Here is a 19,231-nt window from a genome sequence, read left to right as displayed (position 1 = left end):
GGTCGCGCTGGGCAGTTGAGTGCCCCGGGGTCTGGTAGCGACTGTTCAGGATGCCGTTCGTGCATCACGCGTACGACTGCCCCGTCTGTCGTCTCATACAGCTACCAGTTCGGCCTGCGGCCTCGGGCACCCCGGTATGCCTGTTGTCGGGACGACAAGATCATGGCACGTGGTCGCGGGCATCGACAGCCGGTTACGCCCCAACTCGGCGCTGCAGTGCAACGGACGGTGGTCGACGGCGAACTACCCGCACTCACTGTGATTCATACGGCCGACAACGCCTGGATCGTCCTCGACGGCGTCAGCGACCCGAATCCCCACGGTGCCTGCGTCGTCGACGCGATGGTCCACCTCGTGCGGGACGATCCATCACTCGCCGTAGTCGCTCAACTGTAGATCGATGGCGCCCCAGGGCCACGACCGTTGCAACGCTGGCTATACCCATGCGAGTTCCGGGGCCGTAGCCGCTTGAGCTTCACGCCGCGGATCCTAGTCCGGACGGCTGGCGATCGGAGTCCGCACGTCGGCTGCGCGCGCTCGATTGGCTGGGCGCTGCCGTGGTCGGAGCTCACGGCGGATTAGCGGTCCACGCCGCCGAATCCGCCAGCCCCGCGGCTGGACACGTGCGGCTGTGCCGCACACTGCGGGCATGCGTCGCATCGAGGGGCTCACCGCCACCGGGATCGGCCACCTGCACGGTGGTCGTTGGGGTGCGGTCCGCACCGGCCTGGCGATGCTCCACTCGCGTGAGGCGGTGGTCGCCGGCCGGGAAGGCATGGTGGAGCGTGCCGGCTCGCGGCCGCCCGGCGCCGAGCCGCTCGAACGGGCCTTGTTCGCCGCCCTCTACGGCGACATGGGGCCGCGCGAGTTGGCCGAACGGCCGCGCGTGCGGGAGGCGATCGGTGACGTGCGGCGCGACCTGGTCCGCCGAGGGCTGGTCCGCCCGCGGTGGCGGCGGGTACTGGTGCCGCTGGCCTTGGCGGTCGTGCCGCCGTTGATGCTGGCCCGGCTCATCGACGTGATCGGCGCGTCGATCGGCCTCGCCGCGTCGGTGGTGCTGGTCGGCGCCGCGTGCTGGTTCCTGCCACGGCGTACGGTCGCCGGCGCCCGCGCTCTGCGCCAGCTGCGCTCTCTGCACCCCGCGCCGGCCGGCCCTGGCGGCACGCCCGCGACGTTAGGGACCGCGGTCGCCCTTTACGGCGCGCAGGCGCTGCTCGCCACGATGCCCGTGTTCGCGCGCAACAGCGGGCTGCTCGACGGCGGCCGGTGGTCGGTCATCCACAGCGACAGTTCACTGCGGTCCTCCTCGGCGACATAGCTCGCGTTACCTCTCCGTCGCGCTGCTCTCCGTGCTGGGGACCGAGCCGGGAGGCGTCGTTGGAGCGGGCCAGCGCGTCGATCTACCCGCCCGTGCGACTGGCGGCTGCCAAGGCGGCGTGCTGGTGCCGCGTGCGCGAGAAGGGTACGTGCGCTGGGTGCTGTCGGACCACCAGGACGCCGCGCTCAACGCCCTCGCGCGGCTCGCCGGCTCGGGCGAGCCGCTGCTTGGCGAAGGCACGAACCTGGCGAGGGTCTACACCGGGAATTGGTCGGAGTCAGCGCCTGGCACAGCGAGCTCCAATCGGATGAGGCGCAAGAGTTCCGACTCCGCTTTGAAATACTTCGCCCGCAATTTCTCTCGCGTCCCTTCGTCGAGAGACGTCTCGGTTCCCCATTGGAGCAATGCAAAGTAGACGTCCGAGGCGAGGAGCGCCACTGAGGCAGATCCAAAGATCGCCAACGCGAGGGCGTCAGCCAGCGCCTGATCGCCCCAGCCCTCAGGCAGCGGCTCTGACTTCATGTCCTTGGCACGCTGGTCGGCGAGTCGGGCCATCGCCCGAATTGATTTGTAATACGCAACGTAGGCCTGCTGGCGTTGATCAAAGGTCCGCACCATATCCTCGCGAGCCCAGTGCTCGCGTTCGCGTCGACGCTCTCGATCCCACATCTGTTGCTCTCGCCGATCGGCACTCCGTTGTGTTATCAGCACCCCGGCTGTGCCGGCGGTGACAGTGCCAAGTAAGCCAAGTCCAGCGACCACCAATGGAACCCACAAGGAGGTTTGCATGAGCCAATGCTGTCCGACCCGGTCAACCTGAGCTCTAGCATCTACATCGACCCGCACGTACTGAAATCGGCTTGAGTGATTCCGGGCCGACGCCTCAGACGAACCTCTGCCAAGTACTGTGCGCGTAGGTCAGCACGGGACCGGTGCTGTCCTTGTATTTCCGCACGGCTGCCCGCACAAAGCGAAGGCGAGGTCGTGCGGCAGGTCTGCAGGTAGGTTCAGAACTCCTTCTGTTCCTGGAAGTCGACGATGGCTTCGCCGTTGTCGCGGGCCCAGTCCGTCAGGACCTTGATCGGCTCGACCAGGGTCTGCCCGAGTTGGGTGAGGCTGTACTCGACGCGCGGGGGCGCCTCGGCGTAGGCGCGGCGTTCGACCAGGCCGTATGCCTGCAGGCGGCGCAGGGTCTGGGTGAGGACCTTGCGGGAGATGCCGCCGATAAGTTGGGTCAGTTCGCCGGGGCGCTGGGGTTGCAGGCTGAGCGCGAACAGCACGAGGACCGCCCACTTCTCGGCGATGATCTCGACGGCCAGGCGGGTGGGGCAGTCGGCGAGGAAGACCTGGCCGGGGGCGTTGTGCACAAGGTCAAAAGGTACCAGCGGGTTCCTATCGGCTCCGTAGCGTTCGCGGTGAATCCCATCAGGAGCACAAGGAGCCACCCATGCCACGAGTAGTCGTGTTCGACGAGACCGGCGGTCCGGACGTTCTGCGCGTCGTCGACGAGCCGGTCGTCGAGCCCGCGGCCGGCGAGGTCCGCGTGCGGATCGAGGCCTTCGCCGTCAACCCGCTCGACCAGATGATCCGGGCCGGGCAGTCCCCGCGGCCCGTGCAGTTGCCGCACGCGCGGCTGGGCGTCGAGGGGACCGGCGTGATCGACGCGGTCGGGTCCGAGGTGACGGGGGTGGCCGTCGGCGACCCGGTCATCCTCGGTGCGATACCCGACTTCGAGACCAGGGGGCGTACGCCGAGTACACCACGCTGCTGGCCGACCGGGTGGTGCCGCGGCCCGCGGAGCTGGAACCCATCGGTGCGGCGGCGCTGTGGGTGTCGTACTTCACCGCCTACGGCGCGCTGGTTGAAAGAGCCGGGATGCGGCCCGGGGACCGGGTCCTGATCACCGCGGCATCGGGCGGTGTCGGGCGGGCCGCGATCCAGATCGCGAACCAGATCGGCGCCGTGCCGATCGCGGTCACCCGGCAGAGCGCCAAGGCGGAAAGCCTGTTGGTCGCCGGTGCCGCCGCGGTGATCGCCACCGACCGGGAGGACATCGGGGAGGCTGCCTTGCGGCACACCGGCGGGGTGGGCGCCGATATCATCCTGGACGCCGTCATGGGCCCCGGCCTGGCCGAACTGTCGCGGGCCGCGAAGCTCGGCGGCACGTTGGCCGCGGTGGGCTGGCTGGACCCGCGACCGGCATCGTTCCCGGCGAACCCCTCGTTGACGATCCACCGCTACATGAGTTTCGCGGACATGGTCGATCCGGTGACCGCCCGTCGCGTCGCCGCGTTCCTGGCCGCCGGTGTCCGCACCGGCGTGCTGCGGCCGACGGTGGACCGGGTGTTCACGCTGGACGACATCGTCCAAGCGCACCGATACCTGGAGACGGCAACGCCGGCGGGCAAGATCGTGGTAACGCCGTAGATCGTCGGCGAGGCATCTGCGTTACGGCCTGACGAGCAAGACGACGATCTCTCCACAATCCTCTGACCCGGCTTCCAAGACGACCCCGATCGGATGCACCAAGGGCTAGCCCGGGCGGCGTCCCCATGCCGAGATCAGCGGCGCGAGGGTGAGGTCGAGCTCGCCGGCATCGACGGCGGCAAGGTGCGCGTCGATCTCGGCGTCGTCGGTCAGCCCGGCGGCGAGCAACTCGGCGCGGACCATCCGCACCGTCGCGGTCTCCAGCCGGTCGCAGGCCACCCCGCCGACCGGGAAGCAGCCGGCCGCCGCGACATCGACCAGGCCGGCCGCACGCAACACCCGCGGCAACGTACGCCCGAAGCGCAGATCGGCGCCGCGGCCGGCCATCAACTCCCGGACGGCGCGGCGCAGCCGGTTGGCGCGCCGCTGTGCCGGGCCAACCTCATCGAGACAGGCAAACGGCTGCAGCTCGGTGTCGGCATCCTCCACCAGCAGCCAGCCGCCGGGCCGCAGCGCCGCCACCATCGTCGCCAACGCCCGGGCACGATCCGGCACGTGGACGAGCACGAGCCGGGCGTGTACCAGGTCAAACGTGCCTCGTTGCGGCGGCGGGTCCCCGACGATGTCGTGCCGAAGCACCTCGTACCCGCCGCGCGGGTCCAGCCAGGCCGGATTGATGTCCGTGGCCAGCACGTAACGGTCGGTCCGACGGCCGCGGCCAAAGCCTCGGGAATGCTGGGCCCTCCGGCGCCGACTTCCCAGCAGCGCCAGCCGGCCCTCACACCGAGCCGGTCGAAGTGTCCCCGCGTGACACCGTCGAACAACTCGGCCAGCCACCCGAACCGCTCCCCCGCCTCCACCCGGGCGTTGTCGAGCAGGTAGCGGTGATCCGGCGCAGACCCCGGGATGTCCGGCGCTGGAGGCCCGGACCGCGGGCCAGCAGTATTCACCGACCCGCCTTCGGTGTGCCCTGCTCGCGCCCAGGGTCGACGGCAAGCTGCGATGAACTCATGCCCCCATCCTCACGACCTGGCGGATGCTGTGTCAGCGCAACGCGGGATGAAGTCAGACACAACCCGGGCTCCAGCCAAGCAGGTCGAACCCTCGCCCGACCCGGTCGCGTAGGAGCAAGCCTCCACACGGCAGACGAACCCGTTGCCTGGCGGGCGATGACCCACCGAACTGGCAATGCCCGATGGATGAGCCTGGATCACCCGTGGCAGAGCTGCTTCCCGCGAGCCAGCTGCGGGCGGGTCGGGGTCAAAGGCCAGGAGCGCCGATGGTACGGGATGACGCAGTTATGGGCGCAGGATGACGCAGTTTTCTGGGCCGCGGTGGTGGATCGCTTGACTGGGCTCGGGTCCAGAGGTGGCAATGAGTCGGTCGGTGGTTCTCTACGACCGGGAGTCGAATGTGGACAGACGAGGCTGGCTACGGTACGCGCGGATGTGTGTGGTCCTTCTTCTCACCGCCACCGGTGCTGTCGCGCTCGGCGGATCGGCGGCGGCCGCGCCGGCCGCGGTGTGTGGAGAGAGTGTCGCGGCGGGCGAGACGGTCGGCTGCCTCACCATTACGGGTAGCTCGACGATGGCGGCCAAGACCGGTGTCAGCGCCGCCGTGCCGCCCGGTTGTGGGGCCAATTCGTGGACGCTGACCAGCCGGCTGGGCGCCTGCCAGTGGTTTACCGGCGTGTATTCGGTGGTCCAGGTTCAGGTCCCGAACAACATACTGGTGGGCGAGATCTACTTCAGCGTCGTCAGCGTGGTCGGCACGCGTGGATCGGCCGGTGACTACTGGCACCAGACGTTCGAGTACGACCCGGAGATGGCGTGGGGTTACGTCGCTCCCACCGAACTCGTGCCGTTCGGCGAGTGCTTCCAGGCCTGTAGCTACATGGGCACCACGCCCGTGCTGCGCGGCCCCGCCCTGGCCAGCGCCTCAGGGACCCAGCTGTTTTCCACGTCCGGCCCGCTCGGCGGCACCTGGCCGGCCCGGTCGGACTTCGGGTTCTACTTTTACCACCCGGGCACCGTGAACCAGGTCACCAACACCCTATGGCTCAACTACCCCGGACACCGCTGCGACAACGCCCTGCCCGGCTACCAGACCCGGCCCGGCTGCGTCCAGGCCGGCTGGCAGCCGACCCTGTCCATCTCGCAGGCCCGCTACCCGAACTACTTCAACCACATCGCCTCCTCCCAGACTGTGGGCACGCCCAAGGTGCTGACCCGCACCACCGACGACGCGATCCAGTCGCTCAACCGGACCATCTCCTGCGGCCAGTCGACGGGCCTGCCGGCCGGGTACACCTGCGACGAGTACCCGTTCGCCTCCACGTGGGAGGGAGCGGGTATGCGGCCCGGCGGGTTCACGATGAGCGTGCACACCAAGCGGCTGGACATCGAGTGCCACGTGGGCTGGCTGCCGAAGCACACCCAGACCACCAACCGCTCGTGGAGCGCGTGCATGATCCCCGCGATCGAAAACAGCACCGGCGGCGGTGACCTGGGTGAGTTCTACCGGGTCAACCGCGTCCTCAACCGGGACGCCTTCACCGTGGCCCTCGCTCCATAGCGGACCACCCTCAGAGGCACGGCGGGCGGTAGCCGTCGATGCGCAGCCCGCGGAACTCCAGTACGTTCGGCGTCTTGCCGACAAAGACGAACCCGCGGGCCTCGGCCAAGGCGGACGCGAAGGTGTGGGCGGGCTGGCCCAACTCGGCCAGCCACGTCCAGGCCGACGGGCGGAAGCTGAAGAACCTGGTCACCAACCGCCCGTGAGTGGACGGGACGCGGGTGAGCCACTGTGCCCCGCCGCTCCAATGCGACGCCGACCGCAGTTGCAGGTACACATCGTCAGTGGCGCTGTAGGTCATCCAGAAGCCGGCCGACCGGGTGAGGTCGGCCTCGGCCTCGAACTGGTTGGCGAGCCAGACGACGATCACGTGCCACTCGGTGTTGACGAAGGTCACGCGGGCCGCGTACGAGTGCCGGAGCGGGACGAGCAGGCTACCGGTCGCCGGCACGGTGGTGCCCTCGCCGCTGGCCAGCCACTGCTGCAGCCGGTCGATCGACGGCGTCGCGCACTCCCGCCAGCGCGTGTCGGCCGCGGATGGCACCGGCGCGGCGGCTGCAGCGCCCGGGGGCAGGCAGAGGCTGGCGACCAGACCCGCCAGGGACACCGCGACCGTCATCGTCAGCTTCTTCACGCGTACGCTCCCCTAGTCCAGTTAACTTTGTTTAGAGTTTGGCGCCACACCCCCATCGAGTCAAGGTGATCGATCAAACGGACCGGCATGGCGAGGCCCTCGAGACGGTGGCGAGGCCTCCGGACGGACCGAGCGTCACTCGTCCGGAGGCCTCGCCGGTCGACGGTTCAGGGACGGGAGCGGGTGTACCTGCCCGCGGTGACGGTCAGCGCCTTGGTGGCGCCGGAGATGCTGCCGCTGGTGTACAGACCGCCGGTGCTGGTCCCGCTCACGCTGCCGCCGGTGTAGACGTCGTAGCTCTGGCCGTTGGTGATCCGGTTGGAGGAGAAGACGACTTCGTAGAAGCTCTTCTGCGCTTGGTAGGACGCCAGCACGGTGGTGCCCGAGACAATGTGGACAATGGTGCCGGCGCTGCGGTTGGTGCTGAAGACGGGGGCGACCCAGCCCTGACCGTTGGCCGGCACGGTGTTGAATACCGCCAATGAGGTCATGCCGGCGCCGAGCACGGTGCCGGCGTTGAAGGAGAGGGTGCCGCTGGCGTCGAACGCGCCGTCCCCGCCGCGGGCGCCGCTGGTCGGGCCGTTGACCACCACCGTGCCGCCGGCCAGCGTGAGCGAGCCGTTGGAGTCGAAGCCGTCCTTGCCGGAGTTGGTGACGACCGTACCGCCGGTAACCCTGATGAAGGCCTTTGTGGACGTCACGAACTCATTGAGCCCTTCCTCGGCGGCGTTTACCGAGTCGTCGCTCGAGACCACTGTGGACCTGCCGCCGCTGATCGTCAGCTCCATCGCCTCCAGCGCCTCGTACGACCTGGTGACGTTGATGGTGCCGCCGGAGATGTTCAGCGTGTTCTGGCCTTTGATCGCGTCGTCGGCCACGGAGACGGTGATCGTGCCGTTCGTGATGTTGACGACGCCCTTGCCGGCCTCGGTTTCGTTCGACTTGATCCCGTCGCCGCCGGTCGAGGTGACGTTGAGGCTGCCGCCGTTGATGGTGAGTGAGTCCTTGCCGCGGATGGCGTCGTCCACCGAGTTGACCGTGATCGTGCCGGACTGGATGACGAGGTCGTCCTTGCTGACGATGCCGTCCTGGTAGTTGGCACGCACGGTCAGCGAGCCGGTGCCGGAGACGGTCAGGTCGGCGGCGCTGAAGAGGGTGGCGTCCGGCTCGTCGGCGTTGGTGTAGGTGGCGGCGTCGGTGAGCGTGTTGCTCGTACCGGCGGCCAGCGTGACAGTGACGGCTTGGGCGTTGGCCACGTACAGCGGTGAGGAGCTCTGGTTGGTGATCGCGGCGCCCTTGAGGACGATCTCGACGGTGCCGGCGCCGGCCGTGTCCACCTTGACCTGGCCGTTGTTCAAGGTGCCACTGATCTCGTACGACCCCGGAGCAGTGATCGTGATGGCGCCACCGGCGACGGTGACGTTGCTACCCGAGACGCTCGCGCTGGAGCCGTTGAGGGTGATGGTGGCCGTCGCGGCGAGGGCGGGGATCGCGAGCGGACCGGCCACCAGGCCGGCGACGACGACGGCGACGACGGCGGTTCTGCGCACGCTGCGTTTCATGAGGCTCACAGCCTTTCCAGACGGCCCGCGGGTCGTTGCCGAACGCGGGCAGGGTTGGTCAGCCCGCATGGACGGCGGGCTGAAATTTCCGGCGGTACGTCAGCGGGTGAAGTAGCGCCGCAGGGTGCGCCGCCAGGGCGCGGCGGGCAGGTCGGGCCGGAGCGCGGCGAGCCCGGTGGCGTATTTGGAGATCCTGGTGGGGCGGTACCCGCTGGCCCAGAGCAGCCGGTCGACCGGGGAGGCCGCCGATCCGGTCTTCGTCTCGACAACCGCGACGTCCGGCAGCCTCAGCTGGCGCCCTTCGGTGTCGGTCCAGCTGAGGTCGATGTCGATGGTCGCCCGCGAGTTTCCCGCGGCCTGGTAGAGCGTCGTGCGCCGGTAGCGGGTGAACAGGGTGGGCGCGAAGTGCGGGCGGGCCTGTTCGCCGAGCACGCTCTCGACGAACCAGCGGCCCGGGGTGACGCTGTCCTCGTCCTGGCGCTGGTACGGAAGCCGGCTCTTGACCGTCCCACCGCGGTATCCCTCGGTCTTCACCTCGAGCCAGCAGAGCGCCGAGTCGAGGTAGGTCCGCGTGCGAATCTTGAATCGGCGGCGCCGGCGGTGGGCGGTGAGCCGGAAGCTGACCAGGTCGTCGGTGTCGAAGTAGACAGACTGGTAGCGGAACACCCTGCTCCCCTCGATCTCCAAGGCTCGGGTGTCTGGGGACACGCGGCTCAGCAGTGCCAGCGCGTCGGTCACCGGCAGCACGTACTTGCGGTCGACCCTGGTCTGCAGTTCGGCTTTCTCGGTGAGCTCGGCCAGCGAGATCGGGTCGAGGCGACAGAGCGCGTTCACTGGCGCACCCCCACAAGCTCGGTCTGGCGGGCGAGGGCACGCTTCGGGTCGAGCGAGTACCGCACCTCGACGGTGGTCGTGTCGTTCACGAGATCCACCCGCTCGACCGAGGCGGAGTGCACTCGGGCACCGAGGATCCGCTCGAGCTGGACGACGAGCGCCAGCTGGTCGATCACCGCGGTGTCGAGCACCATCACCTGCCGGCGGTAGTGGCGCAGCAGCCGCGGATGGTCGCCCACGTACATGACGGCGAGGATCAGGCCCATCAGCGCCGGGCTGAGCCAGGCCGGATCCTCGCCGAGCGGACCCAGGATGCCGAGCGCGAGCGCAGAGAAGTAGTACGCCACCTCGTGCTGGTCCAGCTCCGTCGAGCGGAGCCGGATGATCGACAGCACGCCGAAGAGCCCGAGCCCGAGGCCCGCGCCGACCGTGCTGGAGCTCAGCAGGCCGGCCACCGCGAGCACGCCCACGTTCACTCCGAGGTAGGCCACTACCAGGTCACGTCGCCGGTGCCGGGGAAAGTACAGCCCGAAGACGAGCAGAGTCACTGCGGCAAGGTCGAATGCGTAGATCGCGATCCTGGGCATGCTGGGGCGTCCTCCTGAGGGCGTCCGGCCGGGGACTACGCGCTGAACGGTCCCTGACCCATTGGTAGCAAACAGATGAATTTCTATGTTTCGATCGAAGTGTAAGGCCTTTCCGGTACTTTCGGAGGCGTCAAAACCTCATAGATCCCTGGGAATGTGACGTACGGATACGCCAGGCATCGAAGCGGTCATTCGGACACCACAGCCCCGGCATGAACCCCGCAGAGCCGCTGGAAGGTCCCGGTCGCAGCCCAGGAGCGTTGTGGTGTTCGCCAATGACTAGGGCCCCGCCACCGCTCAGGCGTCGAAGCATGGCGGCGGCGGAGCTGGTTTGCGGGAACCGGAACCTGGCATCGCCCGGCGACGTTTCCGCGTTGCCCGCCCCGTCGGGCGGGCAACGACTACGGGTTCACTCAGGCGCGGGCCCAGCGTTGGTTGGCGCCGGTGTGGCAGTTCCACACGATCACGGCGGTGCCGCTGGCGGTGTTGCCGCCGTTGACGTCCAGGCACAGGCCGCTCTGTCCATTGGAGATCGTGCCGTTGGCGTTGAGAGTCCACCGCTGGTTGGCGCCCGCGTTGCAGTCCCAGATGCCGACCCGGGTGCCGGGCGCCGCGTTGGGCGCCACGTCCAGGCACTTGCCCAACACCCGGAGTTCCTGCCCGTTCTGGCTGAACTGCTGGTTGGCGTTGGTGTGGCAGTCCCAGATCTGGGTCTGCGTGCCGTTGGCCGGGCTGGCGCCGCTGACGTCCAGGCACCGGCCGGAGGCCTCACCCCGCAGCCGGAACCCGGTCGGGTTCGGGTTGGGGTTCGGCGCCTCACCGGTGAAGAACCGCCACACTTCCTCCTTGACCCAGCTGCGGGCACCGCTCTCGCAGCCGGCGCACCCGTCCACGGGGCCTTGCTGGTGGCCGCCGTCGAACGCCGCCCAGACCACCGGGTACCCGGCCCGGCAGCCGGCGTAGGTGGTGGTGATGTGTGTCCGGCTGCCCGCTGCGGGCTCGGGCGCGTTCTGTGGGGTGCAGCCGTTGTTGCTGACGAACCTGTCCCGCAGCGCCCGTCCCGCACCGGGGTTGTCGCCGACGCCGTGGATCCCCATGTAGGCGAAGGGCTGGGTGCCCCCGCTGCATCCGCTGATCGGTCCGGGGGCGGCGATGGCCGCGACGGCGCGGAAGACCGTCGGCCGGGCGCACGCGAGCGCGTAGCTCATCGCGCCGCCGTAGCTGAACCCCAGCGCGAAGCGCTGCGCGGTGTCCACACAGAGGTCGTTGTCGATCCGCCGGATCATGTCGTCGACGAACGTCACGTCTTCACCGCCGGAGTTCGCCCAGCCGTTGCTGATGCCCTGGGGCGCGACGAAGATCGCTCCGTTGTTCGACAGGCGCCGCAGTCCGTAGTGCGCGTACACGTCGCCGTCGCTGCCGCCGGAGGCGACCGCCTCGGCGGTGCCGCCCCACCAGTGAAACCCGAAGATCAGCCGGTACTGCCGGGTGTTGTCGTAGTTGGCGGGGATGCTCAGGATGAAGGAGCGGTTCTTGCCGCCGCTCTGGATGGTGTGCGTCCCGTTCGTCAGCGTCGGTGCCTTGCCGCATCCGGCGGTCGCTGCGGCCACGGCCGCCGCCGGTGCCGTGGCGCCGGCGTCACCGCCCCATGCGGTCGCGCCCGTGGCCAGGACGAGCAGCGCCGCGGCTGCGGCCGACCCGAAGACGACTCTGAGTTTCACCATCACACGGTTCCTTCGCTCGGCACGGTCGGGGGTCTGCGGGCAACGCCCTCCGAAGGGGATCCCCAGCTCCTTCAGATGCGTTGGAGTTGGAAGCGCTGGTTCGCGCTGCCGGTGGTGTTCCACTGTGAGATGCGGGCGCCGTCGGCGGTGGAGGCCTGCCAGACGTCCATGGTCAGCCCGCTCTGCCGGTTGACAAGGCTGACTACTCCGCCGCCGTGCTCGACGAGCCGCCACTGCTGGCTGGCGGCGTTGGTGTCGGACTGCTGGGTGATGTTCGCGCCGGTGCTGTTGCTGGCCACCTGCAGTACCAGTCCGCTGTGCCGTGCCCGGATCCGGTAGTGGCCGCCGTCGGAGGCCAGGAAGTCGAACTGCTGGTTGAGCCCCGCGGCGACCGACCACTGGATCAGCTGCGCGCCGGCGGCGGTGGAGGCGCCGTTGATGTCGGCGGCCTTGCCGCTGTGCTGGGCGACGAGCCGGTAGTAGGCGCCCGGTTCGACCGGGCCCGCGCTGGCGGCGGAGGCGCGGTAGGTGTGGCCGGCCTGTCCGGCGAACTCGATCAGGTCGGTCTCCAGCCGCGTCGGCTGTACCGCGGTGCCGCTCGTCTCGTCGCGCAGCTCGAAGGTGCCGGTGAAGATCCGGCTGCGCACCCGGACGGCGCCGGCGCGGTCGGGCGTGACGGCGAGCTCGGTCCGGCTGCCGCTCCAGGTGGCACCGACCGTGTACCCGCCGCGGCCGCGCAGGCCCGTGACGCTGCCCGCCGGCCATGCGGACGGCAGCGCGGGCAGCACGTGCAGCTCACCGTTGTGGCTCTGCAGAAGCATCTCGGCGACGCCGGAGGTGGCGCCGAAGTTGCCGTCGATCTGGAACGGCGGGTGCAGGTCGAACATGTTCGGCGCGAGCCGGTCGGTGCGCACCAGGTCGCGGATGAGCTTGTGGGCGCGGGTGCCGTCTTCCAGCCGCGCCCAGTAGTTGATCTTCCAGGCGAGTGACCAGCCGGTGCCGTCGTCCCCGCGCAGCTCCAGTGTCTGCCGGGCGGCCTGGTGCAGCTGGGGTGTCCCCGCCGGGTGATCTGGTTGCTCGGATGCAGGCCGTACAGGTGCGAGACGTGCCGGTGGTTGCGCTCGGTCTCCACCCAGTCCGCGAGCCACTCCTGGATGTTGCCGCGGGAGCCGACCCGCATGGGCGGCAGCCGGTCCCGGGCCGCCAGGACCTGCGTACGAAATGTCGTGTCCACGCCGAGGACCTCGCTGGCCCGCGCGCAGCCGGTGAACAGGTCGCGCAGGATCTGGTTGTCCATGGTGGGTCCGGCGCACACGCTGGCGTTCGCGTGGTGGGGCAGCTCCGGCGAGTTCGACGGGTTGGTGACGAGGTGGCCCAACGTCGGATGGGTGACCAGGGTGTCGAGGAAGAACTGCGCCGCGCCCTTCATCGCCGGGTAGTTGGCCCGAAGGAAGTCGAGGTTGCCGGTGAACAGGTAGTGGTCCCAGATCATCGTGGCCAGCCAGGCGCCCCCGGTCTGCCACATGCCCCACAGCGCGCCGTCGACGACGGAGGCACCGCGCCAGGCGTCGGTGTTGTGGTGGGTGACCCAGCCGCCCGCGCCGTACTGTGCCTGAGCCACCCGCGCGCCGGTGACCGTCAGGTCTTTGATCATGTCGAAGACCGGCAGGAAGCACTCGGCCAGGTTGGTCGTGTCAGCCGGCCAGTAGTTCATCGGCAGGTTGGCGTTGATCGTGTACTTCGAGTCCCACGCCGGCGCCATCTCCTCGTTCCAGATGCCCTGCAGGTTGGCCGGCTGGGTGCCCGGCCGGGAGGAGGAGATCAGCAGGTACCGGCCGTACTGGAACAGCAGCGCGGAAAACTGGGGGTCGTTGACGCTCGCGTGCTGGGCGATCCGCACGTCGGTGGTCTGGTCGGCCGCCGCGGTGCGGCCCAGGTCGATCGTCACCCGGTTGAACAGTGCCTGGTAGTCGGCGACGTGGCGGGCGCGCAGCTGGTCGTAGCCCACGGTGCGGGCGGCGCTGAGGCGGCTTCGGGCGATGCCCTGGTAGTCGCCGTTGACCGTGCGGAAGTTGACGTAGCTGGAGCCGATCGACACCAGCACGGTGACGCTCGTGGCGCCGGAGACCCGCAGCGTGCCGCCGGAGCTGCTGACCGTGCCCCCGGTGGCGACGGCGCTGGCGAGGGCGAGGAACCGGACCTGGCCCGTGATGCCCTCCATGGTGCCGGAGATGCCGTCGAGCCCGATGGTGGTGCTGTCCGGACTGGACACTGTCGTCCGTTGTGGACTGTCGAATGTGGCGTTGAACGTGATCGAGTTAGCGCGGTCGGCGGTCAGCCTGGTCACGATGACCTGGTCCGGCGCGCTCGCGAACACGTCCCGCTGGTACCGCACGCCGTTGAGCACGTAGGCCGTGGTGGCGGTGGCGGTGGTGAGATCGAGCGTCCGGTTGTACTGCGTGGCCCCGCTGGCGCTGCCGAAGGCGAGTCGCAGGTTGCCGACGGTCTGGTACGCCAGCTGCCCGCCCGGGGTGCCCATCATGGTCTGGTTGATCAGATCCTGCGCCTGGGTCCACTGGTCGGCGAAGACCCGCCGCCGGATCTCGGCCAGGTTGGCCGCGCCGCGGGTGTTGGCCGAGTCGTAGGGACCGCCGGCCCAGATGGTGTCCTCGTTGAGCTGTAGCCGCTCGGTGTCGATGTTGCCGAACACCATGGCGCCGAGCCGACCGTTTCCGATCGGCAGCGCGCGCAGCCAGTCGGCGCCGGCCGGCTCGTCGTACCACAGTGCCAGGTCGCCCGCGGCCAGCACCTGCGGTGGTGCCGCCGCACCGGCCTTGGCGGCCGCGGTCCAGCCGGTCGGCACCAGCGCGGCGCCCGCCCCGCCGCCCCGGCCGCGAGAAGTCTTCTTCGGGTCACTTCCGACATGTTGGTTCTCCAAGCGACGACGTCATTACCGAAGGTCCAGCGCCCGAGCTTCACGCGGTCGAGGACGGCCTCCGGCCGCGGCGCGGTCGGGCATGCCGGATCGGACCGTTAGCGCTAACATTTCTAGCCTCCGATCGGGCTCCGCTCTCATGGTGGGGATTGGAGGAAGCACTCCGCATCGATGGATGTGAGATTGCCAGATTGTTTCGAGGTGTTCAAGAGGGAAATGCCGATGCGCGCGTGAAAAGGCTCAGTGAGAGGCGCGACTCTCAAAGCCCTCTGCGGATAACACTTTTCTCGATACGCGAGGGAATGACAGCACGCGCGAAAAGGGCGCGCGAATTTCCTGTTATCGGGACGACCGCCCGGCGGTCGCCGTCGCCACCGCCGGGCAGGCTCGCCGCGGCTACGCGCGTGTCCAGCGTTGGTTGGCGGCGCCCGTGCAGGTCCACAGGACGACCACGGTGCCGTTGGCGGTGTTGTTGCCGCTGACGTCCAGGCACAGGCCCGACGAGACGCTGCTGACGGTGCCGTTGGCGTTGAGGTTCCACCGCTGGTTGGCGCCCCCGTGACAGTCCCACAGCTGCGCCTTGGCGCCGGCGGTGGCGTTGGTCGGGGCGTCGAGGCACTTGCCGAGCACCTGAAGGGCTTGACCGCTCACCGTCCAGCGCTGGTTCGTACCGCCATGGCAGTCCCAGATCGTCGGCTGGGTGCCGTTGGCGCTGTTGCCGCCGGGCACATCCAGGCACCGGCCGGACGCGGCGCTGACCAGGGTGGACGATGACGAACCGCTGCTGGTGCCGATGCTGCCCGGTACCGACAGCAAGGCGGAGTACCACGTCGCGGCCATCTTGTCGTAGCCGCCCGCCGTCGGGTGGATGCCGTCGATCAGGTCGGCGGTGGTCAGTGCGGCGTGCATGTCGACCAGGTGCACCCGCTTGCCGGCATTGACCTTGCTCTGGACGATGCCCGGAATCGCGGCGTTGTAGGTGCGGGCGGCGGACTCCTGGCCGGCGTTCGACAGCGGGATGATGGTGGCGACGAACACGTCCGCGCTCGGCACCGCGGCGGTGATGCGGTCGATCAGCGCGGAGAGCCGGCCGGGCGCGCCGGGCACGTTGACGTTCTGCAGGATGTCGTTGGTACCGATGTGCAGCAGCACCGTCCGCGGGTTCTGGGTGCGCAGCCAACCGGCGATGTTGGCGTCGATCTGGTCGATCCGCCACCCGGGATGGCCCTGGTGGTCGTGGTCGCCCAGGCTGCTCGGCCCGTTGAACTGGGAACCGACGTAGTCCACCCGGTAGCCCGCGGACACGAACCGCTGCCACAGGCCGATGCGGTAGCCGCCGGGCACCTGGGTGCCTTCGGTGATGGAGTCGCCCAGAGGCATCACCTTCACGCCGCCGTTGCTCTCGGCATGCGCGGCGCCGACGTTCGTCACGGCGCCGAACGCGGTCAGCGCGACCGCGAGGGCCGCCGCGAAGAACCACCGGACGTGGTAGCGCGTCCTCCCCCGCCGTTCACGCTCGCGCATGTGAGCGTTAACATTCGGATCCTCCATTGGCCCTCCCTACGACAGCGTGGATACGGCGACATCGAGCCCGCCAATGGTGACGGTCGATGTCTGATGAACGGTGCCAGATCATCTCCGCGCGTTCAATAGGGACGGCGGGTCGAATCTGGCTGCCGCCCGCAGGCCGCTTCGCGTTTCCGTCAGCTAGGTCGTTGGCGCGGCTACGGGGTGGCGGCCCGGGCAGAACCTGGGCTGCCACCCCGTCGACCCGGTGTTGCGGGGGTCAGGCGTTGGCCCAGAATCCGCATTTGTGGTCGGTGGCGAATGGCGTGCGTGCGATCGTGCCGCCGGCCAGGCCGAGCGTGGAGGTCGAATCGTGGCGGGTTCGCGCCCATCGGGGCTGGCCTGCGGTGTTGGGGTCGCCGCGGTGCGCGAACGCCGTCCAGTAGTCGGTCATCGCCCGGCTCAGTCGCTGTTGGTCGGGCGTCATGTCCTCGTAGTCGGGGTACTGGCTCAGCGGGATCGAGGTCTTCCACAGAAACGGCAGGTCCCAGCCGTGGTAGGCGCCGAACGGCGGGGCGCCGTCCAAGAGCTCGTAGGCGTAGACGGGCGCGTGCCGGCTCGCGGTCCGGGCGGTCACGAGAGTCGGGCAGCTGCCGATCCCGCCGCCCCAGTCGGTGAGCACTGTGGACAGTGCGAGCGCGGGGTGGCGAAGCCATCGGCCGGGTACTCGCGGAGCACGTCCTGGGCTCGGTCGCCGAACGTGGCACGGACCTGAGCGGCATAGCCTTCCGCGGTCAGGTCGTGGTGCCGGCTGAGCACGAATCCGCTCATCTCGTCGTGCGTGCTGCCGATCAGCAGGGGTACGCCGGCGGCCGAACCCTGCCGGATGGCGTCGATCGGCTGCTGGGGCAGCCACCGCGTGCCGGCGACCGGTCCCCACGGGTCGTCGCGGCGCTCTGAGGTGACCGGCCGGTTCGGGTCGGCCAGGACGGGCACCAGCTTCGCCATCGCGGTCTGCCGCAGGCAGGAGGCGATATCAGCGGCGTTGGCGCAGCCCGCCTGCTCGATCGCCTGGACCCCCTTTCGTTCGGCGTCCGCCTTCGTCATGACCGGGTTGGCGCAGGCGCCGCTCTGGACGATCGCGCGCTGGAACAACCCGCGCGAGGTGGGTGCGGCCAGCTGGGCACAGACGGCACGCGCGCCCGCCGACTGGCCCGCCAGGGTCACCTGACGTGGGTCACCGCCGAAAGCGGAGGCGTTGCGCCGGACCCAGCGCAGCGCCTCGGCCTGGTCGAGCAGTCCGTAGCTGCCCGAGTCGACGCCTTCGGCGTCGAGTGCGGCCGAGGAGAGGAAGCCGAGCGCGCCGAGCCGATAGTTGACGGTGACCACGACGACGTCGCCGCTGGTGACCAGACGAGCGCCGTCGTACTGCGAGCCCGCGCCGGAGGCGAAGCTGCCCCCGTGCAGCCACACGATCACGGGCAGGCGGCCTGGCCGGCTCGGCCTGGTCGGCGCGACGACGTTGACGTAGAGGCAGTCCTCGGCGCCCATGACGACCGGGTTGAACTGCTCGTCGCGGCCGGTCTGCGGGCAGATCGGGGCTGGGGCGGTGGCGTCCCGGACTCCGGTCCAGGGTCGTGGCGGCCGGGGTGCGGTCCAGCGCCGGTCACCAACCGGCGGGGCCGCGTACGGGATGCCGGAGAAGCGGATGACGTCGGCGTCGGTCTTGCCGCGGACCGTACCCGAATCGAGCCGTACCACGGTTTGTCCGACGGCTCCCGCGGGGGCTGCTCGAGCCGCCGGTACGGCCGATGGGGCAGCGATTGTCAGGGCAGCCGCAGCCGTCAGGAACAAGGATCGAACTATTGTCATACCGGCAGCCTTGTCGTTGACGCCCCCGGCCGGGTCAGTCCACGATCGACTCCTCGCCTACGCAAACGGACGTAGATGGTCGGCGGAGTGTCCGCGCCAGGCGGACCGCGACCGCGATCGTGGCGAGGGTGCCGGCAGTGCCGGCGATCAGGAACGTCGTGGGGGCCGAGGTGGCGTCCAGCAGCAGGCCGCCGGCCACATAGGACAGTGCAGCGGCGGCGCCGATTCCGCCGTACAGGGTGCCGAAGACGCGGCCCAGCATGCCGGCCGGGACGAGTCGCTGGACGAGGGTGTTGGTGGCTACGTCCATCGCGGCGATGCCCAGCCCGCGCACGGTCTGCAGCACGACTGCCGCGGCGACCGCCCAGGCCAGGCCGGTGAGCAGGTTGCCGATGCTGCTGATCGCGAAGCCGGCCACCAGCAGCCCGGCCATGGCGAGTCGGCCGGCGTACCGGGACAGCAGCGCGTAGCCGGCGAATAGGCCGATTCCGACGCCGGCGAGCAGGATGCCGATCGCCGCGTCACCGGCCTCGAAGGTGTCCTTGGCGAGCACCACCAGCGCCACGTCGTCGATGCCGTTGCAGGCGACCACGGCGCAGAAGCCGAGCGCGATCACCCGTACCGCCGGGGTGGACCAGATGAAGCGCAGCCCTTGGCGGGCGCCGGCGAGCAGCGCGGGCGCGGCGGGCGCCGACGGGATCGGGCGCAGCGTGGCCAGCAGGAGCGCGGAGACCAGGAACGTGGCCGCGTCGACGAGCAGCGCTCCCCGTACCCCCGCGAAGGGGATGAGGGCGGCGGCGAGCAAGGGGCCGACGGCCTCGGCCCCGTTGGTGCCGAAGCCCAGGGTGGAGTTCGCGACCGGTAGGTCGCGGTCCGGCACCAGGGCGGGTACGGCGGCGCGGGAGGCCGGCAGGAAGACCTGGCCGGCCAGCGCGCGGAGGCCGACCAGGACGAGTACCAGCGGCAGGTGGTCCAACGAGACGGCGATGGCCACCAGCAGTGCGGCTTGGACCAGCTCGCACCCGATCATGACGCGGCGTAGGTCGAACCGGTCGCTGATCGCCCCGGTCAGTGGCCCGAACAGCGACGGCGCGAAGTCCCCCACCAGCAGCAGCACCGACACCGCCAGCGCCTGACCGGTCGAGTCGGCGACGTGCACCATGAGCGCGACCAGGCTGAGCGCGTCGCCCGCGCTGGACAGGAAGCGGGCCGCGAACAGCGACCGGAAGCCGCGGTTGGCGGCGAGCAGCCCCATTGG

General features: G+C 69.6%; 17 protein-coding genes and 2 pseudogenes. 5 read left to right on the top strand and 14 right to left on the bottom strand.

Going from position 1 to position 19,231, the window contains the following annotated elements; genetic code table 11:
- Positions 1–649 precede the first annotated feature (649 nt).
- Both Phou_RS37905 and Phou_RS53695 read left to right on the top strand, forming a co-directional pair.
- Positions 650–1,318, top strand: coding sequence for a TIGR04222 domain-containing membrane protein (locus Phou_RS37905; RefSeq protein ID WP_173066499.1), 669 nt, complete (start codon positions 650–652; stop codon positions 1,316–1,318).
- Between the two features lie 41 nt (positions 1,319–1,359).
- Positions 1,360–1,577, top strand: a pseudogene (locus tag Phou_RS53695) (DUF5926 family protein); the annotation flags it as partial.
- Here Phou_RS53695 and Phou_RS37900 read toward each other — a convergent pair.
- Complete coding sequence (locus Phou_RS37900; RefSeq protein WP_173066496.1) at positions 1,574–2,107, bottom strand: hypothetical protein; 534 nt, start codon at positions 2,105–2,107, stop codon at positions 1,574–1,576. The pseudogene Phou_RS53695 and the gene Phou_RS37900 overlap by 4 nt on opposite strands.
- Positions 2,108–2,325: 218 nt before the next feature.
- On the bottom strand, positions 2,326–2,685 hold the full coding sequence (locus Phou_RS37895; protein ID WP_173066493.1) for a winged helix-turn-helix transcriptional regulator: 360 nt from the start codon (positions 2,683–2,685) through the stop codon (positions 2,326–2,328).
- Between the two features lie 80 nt (positions 2,686–2,765).
- On the opposite strand from Phou_RS37895, the gene Phou_RS51670 reads away from it, so the two are divergent.
- Positions 2,766–3,218 (top strand): alcohol dehydrogenase catalytic domain-containing protein, encoded by a 453-nt coding sequence (locus Phou_RS51670; protein ID WP_218579462.1) that lies wholly within the window; start codon positions 2,766–2,768, stop codon positions 3,216–3,218.
- Entirely contained in the window at positions 3,149–3,745 is a 597-nt protein-coding gene (locus tag Phou_RS51665) for a zinc-binding dehydrogenase (RefSeq protein ID WP_218579461.1), read from the top strand. The genes Phou_RS51670 and Phou_RS51665 overlap by 70 nt, the downstream gene beginning before the upstream one ends.
- A 105-nt stretch (positions 3,746–3,850) precedes the next feature.
- Here Phou_RS51665 and Phou_RS37885 read toward each other — a convergent pair whose 3' ends face one another.
- The gene (locus tag Phou_RS37885; RefSeq protein WP_246274174.1) at positions 3,851–4,438 is read right to left on the bottom strand and encodes a methyltransferase domain-containing protein; all 588 of its coding nucleotides are present in this window, start codon (positions 4,436–4,438) and stop codon (positions 3,851–3,853) included.
- 753 nt (positions 4,439–5,191) lie between these two features.
- Here Phou_RS37885 and Phou_RS37880 point away from each other — a divergent pair.
- Positions 5,192–6,319 carry a NucA/NucB deoxyribonuclease domain-containing protein gene (locus Phou_RS37880; protein ID WP_173066490.1) on the top strand — a complete coding sequence of 376 codons (1,128 nt, stop codon included), beginning with the start codon at positions 5,192–5,194 and terminating at the stop codon, positions 6,317–6,319.
- Positions 6,320–6,329: 10 nt separating this feature from the next.
- Here the strand turns inward: Phou_RS37880 and Phou_RS37875 are convergent, their stop codons facing one another.
- The 11 genes and pseudogenes from Phou_RS37875 to Phou_RS37835 form a co-directional block, all read right to left on the bottom strand.
- Complete coding sequence (locus Phou_RS37875; RefSeq protein WP_246274173.1) at positions 6,330–6,953, bottom strand: hypothetical protein; 624 nt, start codon at positions 6,951–6,953, stop codon at positions 6,330–6,332.
- A 167-nt stretch (positions 6,954–7,120) separates the two neighbouring features.
- Positions 7,121–8,503: a carbohydrate-binding domain-containing protein gene (locus tag Phou_RS37870; RefSeq protein ID WP_173066487.1), complete on the bottom strand. Its 1,383-nt coding sequence runs from the start codon at positions 8,501–8,503 to the stop codon at positions 7,121–7,123.
- A gap of 111 nt (positions 8,504–8,614) precedes the next feature.
- The gene (locus Phou_RS37865; RefSeq protein ID WP_173066484.1) at positions 8,615–9,349 is read right to left on the bottom strand and encodes a polyphosphate polymerase domain-containing protein; all 735 of its coding nucleotides are present in this window, start codon (positions 9,347–9,349) and stop codon (positions 8,615–8,617) included.
- Positions 9,346–9,936 (bottom strand): DUF4956 domain-containing protein, encoded by a 591-nt coding sequence (locus Phou_RS37860; protein ID WP_173066481.1) that lies wholly within the window; start codon positions 9,934–9,936, stop codon positions 9,346–9,348. The genes Phou_RS37865 and Phou_RS37860 overlap by 4 nt, the downstream gene beginning before the upstream one ends.
- 413 nt (positions 9,937–10,349) lie before the next feature.
- Positions 10,350–11,660 carry a ricin-type beta-trefoil lectin domain protein gene (locus Phou_RS37855; RefSeq protein ID WP_173066478.1) on the bottom strand — a complete coding sequence of 437 codons (1,311 nt, stop codon included), beginning with the start codon at positions 11,658–11,660 and terminating at the stop codon, positions 10,350–10,352.
- Between the two features lie 71 nt (positions 11,661–11,731).
- On the bottom strand, positions 11,732–12,481 hold the full coding sequence (locus Phou_RS55850; RefSeq protein ID WP_371872261.1) for an RICIN domain-containing protein: 750 nt from the start codon (positions 12,479–12,481) through the stop codon (positions 11,732–11,734).
- 54 nt (positions 12,482–12,535) lie between these two features.
- A pseudogene (locus Phou_RS37850) lies at positions 12,536–14,469 on the bottom strand (glycoside hydrolase family 95 protein); the annotation flags it as partial.
- Positions 14,470–14,991: 522 nt separating this feature from the next.
- The gene (locus Phou_RS37845; protein ID WP_173066475.1) at positions 14,992–16,119 is read right to left on the bottom strand and encodes a ricin-type beta-trefoil lectin domain protein; all 1,128 of its coding nucleotides are present in this window, start codon (positions 16,117–16,119) and stop codon (positions 14,992–14,994) included.
- A 262-nt stretch (positions 16,120–16,381) separates the two neighbouring features.
- A complete protein-coding gene (locus tag Phou_RS51660; protein ID WP_218579460.1) occupies positions 16,382–16,738 on the bottom strand; it encodes a carboxylesterase family protein in 357 nt (118 codons plus the stop codon).
- Complete coding sequence (locus Phou_RS37840; protein WP_218579459.1) at positions 16,735–17,862, bottom strand: carboxylesterase/lipase family protein; 1,128 nt, start codon at positions 17,860–17,862, stop codon at positions 16,735–16,737. Before Phou_RS37840 ends, Phou_RS51660 begins: the two co-directional genes overlap by 4 nt.
- A 145-nt stretch (positions 17,863–18,007) precedes the next feature.
- Positions 18,008–19,228, bottom strand: a complete 1,221-nt coding sequence (locus tag Phou_RS37835; protein WP_173066471.1) for an MFS transporter — start codon at positions 19,226–19,228, stop codon at positions 18,008–18,010.
- Between the last annotated feature and the right edge of the window lie 3 nt (positions 19,229–19,231).

Origin of the sequence: Phytohabitans houttuyneae (assembly GCF_011764425.1) — a bacterium.
Lineage (GTDB): Bacteria > Actinomycetota > Actinomycetes > Mycobacteriales > Micromonosporaceae > Phytohabitans > Phytohabitans houttuyneae.
This window is presented reverse-complemented; position numbering and strand designations above follow the sequence as displayed.